The 4,409-nt window shown below is 60.4% G+C and carries 4 protein-coding genes, 1 tRNA gene and 2 pseudogenes; 2 read left to right on the top strand and 5 right to left on the bottom strand.

What is annotated here, in order from left to right:
* The 4 genes and pseudogenes from ACFFAR_RS25850 to ACFFAR_RS25835 form a co-directional block, all read right to left on the bottom strand.
* Positions 1–326, bottom strand: a pseudogene (locus tag ACFFAR_RS25850) (tRNA (guanosine(46)-N7)-methyltransferase TrmB); the annotation flags it as partial.
* A 114-nt stretch (positions 327–440) separates the two neighbouring features.
* Positions 441–515, bottom strand: a tRNA-Gly gene (locus tag ACFFAR_RS25845).
* Between the two features lie 62 nt (positions 516–577).
* The gene (locus ACFFAR_RS25840) at positions 578–1,150 is read right to left on the bottom strand and encodes a YggT family protein (protein WP_061998881.1); all 573 of its coding nucleotides are present in this window, start codon (positions 1,148–1,150) and stop codon (positions 578–580) included.
* 102 nt (positions 1,151–1,252) lie between these two features.
* Positions 1,253–1,573 carry an EthD family reductase gene (locus tag ACFFAR_RS25835; RefSeq protein WP_174362936.1) on the bottom strand — a complete coding sequence of 107 codons (321 nt, stop codon included), beginning with the start codon at positions 1,571–1,573 and terminating at the stop codon, positions 1,253–1,255.
* A gap of 1,145 nt (positions 1,574–2,718) precedes the next feature.
* Between ACFFAR_RS25835 and ACFFAR_RS25830 the strand changes: the two genes are divergently transcribed.
* Together ACFFAR_RS25830 and ACFFAR_RS25825 are read left to right on the top strand one after the other, a co-directional pair.
* A complete protein-coding gene (locus ACFFAR_RS25830) occupies positions 2,719–3,042 on the top strand; it encodes a hypothetical protein (protein WP_174362932.1) in 324 nt (107 codons plus the stop codon).
* 201 nt (positions 3,043–3,243) lie between these two features.
* Complete coding sequence (locus ACFFAR_RS25825; RefSeq protein ID WP_062169599.1) at positions 3,244–4,209, top strand: threo-3-hydroxy-L-aspartate ammonia-lyase; 966 nt, start codon at positions 3,244–3,246, stop codon at positions 4,207–4,209.
* Positions 4,210–4,219: 10 nt separating this feature from the next.
* On the opposite strand, the pseudogene ACFFAR_RS25820 reads toward ACFFAR_RS25825, so the two are convergent.
* Positions 4,220–4,409: pseudogene (locus ACFFAR_RS25820) on the bottom strand (LysE family translocator); the annotation flags it as partial.

Raw genomic sequence — 4,409 nt, 5'->3', positions numbered from 1 at the left:
ACGCCCGGTTCATGGACCTCGACGCCCAGGAAGTCATCGGCGGGACGCGCGGAAGCGATTTCCGCCGTCGTCGCGCCCATGCCGAAGCCGATTTCCAGCACGCGCGGCGCGGCGCGGCCGAACGCGGCGTCCCAGTCGAACGGCTCGGGTGCGTAGGACACGACGAAGCGCGGGCCGAAATCATCCAGCGCGCGTCGTTGCCCCGTCGATACCCGGCCCGCACGCGTGACGAAACTGCGGATTCGCCGACGCGGACGCGGATCGTCGGCGGGAGAGACCGCTTCGTCGTTGGGAATGTCGTCGGGGGAAGCGGGATCGTGGATCATCGATAGAACATTAGGTTGAGCGAACTGCGCCGCGTGCGTGTGGCCGAAGTGAACCCGGAAAGTCGACGCTAAAACTAAAAAGCCGCCTACGAAGGCGGCTTTTAGTCTGAATACTGGAGCGGGCGATGGGAATCGAACCCACGTCTGTAGCTTGGGAAGCTACGGTAATGGCCATTATACGACGCCCGCAGAGACGACGATTTTACGCGGAACGGCCGCGTTCCCGCAACCTCGGCCGTTTGGACAACGCTTCAGACGCCGAACATGGTCATTGTCACGGCCAGGCGCGTCACGATCATCAACAGCACCTGCACGATCACGAACAGCAGGATGGGCGACAAATCGATACCACCCATGCGCGGCAGAATGCGCCGCAGCGGTTCGAGAAACGGCGCCGTCAGTTGATACAGCAGCGGCATGGCCGGCGATTGCGGATTGAGCCACGACAGCAACGCCATCAGGATCGTCATCCAGATGATCAGGTTCAGCGCCCATTTGACGACCGTGATCACCGCGACCAGGAGCAGGGTAGGCAGCAGGACCGGGATGCCTGCCGGATCAATGCCGGCGAGCAGCACCATCAGGATCAGGAAGACAAACGCGGCAATGAACGCCGCAATGATGCTCGCCAGATCGACCGACTTCGTGGCCGGCAAGATCTTGCGCAGCGGCAGGACGAGCCAGTTGGTCGCCTGCATCACGGCGTTGGAAACCGGGTTGTACGGCGGCATGCGGACAAATTGCATCCAGGCGCGCAGCAACAGCGCCGCGCCGAACAGCGTAAATACAGTGTTGAGTACAAAACGGGCGATCTCGCCGAACATCTCAGATCCTTTTCAAGGCAAAAGCGCGGCGCTTGCGGCCGCGCGGGTTGTCACGAGGGCAGTTAAAGGCGGCGTGGGCACGCCGCATAGCCGGTTGTTTGCCTAGCTGCTGGCTCGGACTTCGCTGATCTGCACGACGGCCGGATCGCCGTCGGTGTAATTCGTCAAATCGTCCGCAAAAGCTTTTGCGTGCGGCGCCACTGCGGCCTTGAACGCATCGACGGAGTCGAACAGCAGGTGGCCGGCGGCCACGTATAGGGGCTTTGAACCCGGTGCGCCGCCGCCAAGGTCGACGTCGGCCGACCAGCCTTTCAATGTAGTGCCCAACAGGCCGGCGACCCACGGCATATGGTGCGAGCAGTAGTAATCGATGTCGAAGCGCGCATTCTCGCTATACGGATACATAAAGCTGACTTTGATCATTTTGTTCTTTCTCGTAGCTGAATGGATTGGCGTCGAGGGCAGCCGGGTAACTGGTGTATCGGGTGTTTCCGGCCAGCGTTCAACCAGGGCATTCGAACGGGTGGTTTGCAGCATTGGTTCAGCGCGCCCGCCAGATCCCCCGGCGGCTTCCCCACACTGGCGCGCCGGGCATCACCATAGCATGGCTTGAGTGCGCCTTGGGACGGTTGCCGCACGCTGCGGTTTGGCATGCGCTCGCCTTCAGCCCGGGCGATTCGATAGTCATGCGTTCGGCGTCGCACCGATGACGTCAACGGGGAGGGTTAAAACTACAACATAGGTGGGACAAGGGCGATTGTCTGTATGTCAGAGTGTTCGCCCGCAAAGCCAGGAAGCGATATGGAAGAAAGGGCATAGTCTTTGCTCTGATGAAAAAGTAAGCATCTTTTTGATCGCGGCGTGGTCAGTGCGCGCGACGCGACGGTAGGAATAGGCGGAATCGGCGCGGCGGCCCATTCCTCATGGGTTTCGACAGAGTGCCGCTTCAGCGCCAGGTTCAAGTGTCAGATTGCTTGCCAATGCCGGTTTCGCAACCTTCAGGGGTCACCATGAGTATCTTTGCTTATCGGAAACATCTTCGTTTTCTCAGTGAGACGCATCGGCGTCAGTGGTGGGATCAACGAAAAAGACTTACGCCGCGGGTGCGCATCAGCGGGGCGTACGTGCCACCCAATGTCACACGCGAATTCGCGTACGTGAAAGTAGGCTGAGCGAAAAAACTTGCAGCACCTTGCCTGACGTAGAACGCTTAGAAATCGCAGCCCTGTTCGATGGTTCTCCATCGGCGGGGCTGTTTTACTTTTTGCGTTGGTCAGTCAATTGTAATGAATCATTTCATTGGTGACATTTGGAATAAACGGTCACCGCGGGCTGTGACTGGCGGCTAACTCTGCGAACCCTTAACATCGCCCGCTGAGCGGCTACAGCTATGAAGCGAAAGGCGCCGCTCGACTTGAAACCCGCCTGAGAACGCCCAGTTTCAAGGCAGTTCCAATTGCATTTGGCTACAAATGCTTAAGGTGGGTTTCAGGGTTTTTAGCTACATTCAATGCATGTCGTTGCGTTATCCCGTCGTGTGCACGGGTACCGCAGCGGGGAGAAGAAAAGTGAAAAAGTTAGTCCCGTTTATGGTCGCTGCAGCCATCGGTGCAGGCTTCGCAAGTGCAGCTCAGGCTCACGTTTCGGTAGGTATCGGCATTGGCGTGCCGGCGTATCCGGTCTACGCTGCGCCGCCTCCGCCCGTGTATTACGCTCCGCCCCCGGCTCCGGTCTATTACGCGCCGCCGCCGGTGGTCTATGCGCCGCCCGCTGTGGTCGTCGGTGGGGGATATTATGGTCGGCCTTACTACGGCGGGTATCACGGTGGATACGGATATCACGGTGGCTATCGTGGTGGATATGGCGGCGGATACGGTGGATGGCGGCGTTGAGCCGCGGCTCGATAACCTGATTTCTTCCGCTTGATGACAAGCGCGGATGACAAGCGCGGCGCAATTCGGCTCGACCGGTTGCGCCGTTTTGCTTTTTCGAGGTTTATCCGCAGTTCTCGATCGTAGGCCGATTGGCCAGCTTTTCAGACGCAGCACTATGCTGGGACAATGGCATTCCCTCCAACCGCCGCCTGATGCCAGATGCCCATTCTCCCCGCACCCACATATGCCGACGTCGCCGATGCCGCCAAACGCATTGCCGGCGCCGCGCATCGCACGCCTGTCCTGACCTCGAACACCGCTGACGCCCTCGCCGGCGCCAGCCTCTTCTTCAAGTGCGAGAATTTCCAGCGCATGGGGGCCTTCAAGTTTCGCGGCGCATTCAACGCGATCTCACATTTCTCCGATACCCAGCGCAAGGCCGGCGTCCTGACCTATTCGTCGGGCAACCACGCGCAGGCAATCGCGCTATCCGCCCGGATCGCGGGCATCAAGGCGACGATCATCATGCCGGAGGACGCGCCCGCTGCGAAAATGGAAGCCACGCGCGGCTATGGTGGCGAGGTGATCACATATGACCGGTACACGGAAGATCGTGAGGCTATTGGCGCGAAGATCGCGCAAGAGCGCGGCATGACGCTGATTCCGCCGTACGATCATCCGCACGTGATCGCCGGGCAGGGAACCGTCGTGAAGGAATTGATCGAGGAGACGGGGCCGCTGGACTACTTGTTCGTGTGCCTTGGCGGCGGTGGGCTGCTCGCCGGATGCGCGCTGGCAGCGGCCGAGCTGAGTCCGTCGTGCACGGTGATCGGCGTGGAGCCGGAAGCGGGCAACGACGCCCAGCAATCGCTGGCGCGCGGTGAGATCGTGCATATCGATGTGCCGCGCACCATCGCCGATGGCGCCGCGTCCACACATGTCGGCGAATACAACTTCCCAATCCTGCAGCGGCTCGTGGATCGCGTCGTGACCGTCAGCGACGACCAGCTTGTCTCGACCATGAGGTTCTTTGCCGAGCGCATGAAGATGGTTGTCGAGCCGACCGGCTGTCTCGCGGCCGCAGCGGTGCTTCAGAACGTCGTGCCGGTAGCGGGCAAGCGCGTGGGCGTGGTGATCAGCGGCGGCAACGTGGACATGGCGCGGTTTGCGGGTTTTATCGCGTGATGCGATCGCGTTAAATTGCCGTTGCGCTGTTCACGATCAGGTCGCGATATCCGTGCACGATCACGCTGTACGAGAAGTACGCGAAAAGCACCGCCGATAAAACATGGCAAGCGCGCAGCAACGCAGTCCCTGCGCGCTTGCGGCCATGGCTTGCGAGCGTGCATATGAACACCGTCCATGCGAGGCCGCCTGCAAGAAAA

Source organism: uncultured Caballeronia sp., assembly GCF_964243625.1.
Lineage (GTDB): Bacteria > Pseudomonadota > Gammaproteobacteria > Burkholderiales > Burkholderiaceae > Caballeronia.
The sequence above is the reverse complement of the archived record's forward strand: the minus strand, read 5'-3'. Positions and strand labels throughout refer to the sequence as shown.

What these genes read in the sequence shown, in the direction of transcription:
- ACFFAR_RS25825 (WP_062169599.1), top strand. Translation starts at nt 3,244, where the DNA reads ATGCCCATTCTCCCCGCACCCACATATGCCGACGTCGCCGATGCCGCC.
- ACFFAR_RS25835 (WP_174362936.1), bottom strand. Translation starts at nt 1,573, where the DNA reads ATGATCAAAGTCAGCTTTATGTATCCGTATAGCGAGAATGCGCGCTTC.
- ACFFAR_RS25840 (WP_061998881.1), bottom strand. Translation starts at nt 1,150, where the DNA reads ATGTTCGGCGAGATCGCCCGTTTTGTACTCAACACTGTATTTACGCTG.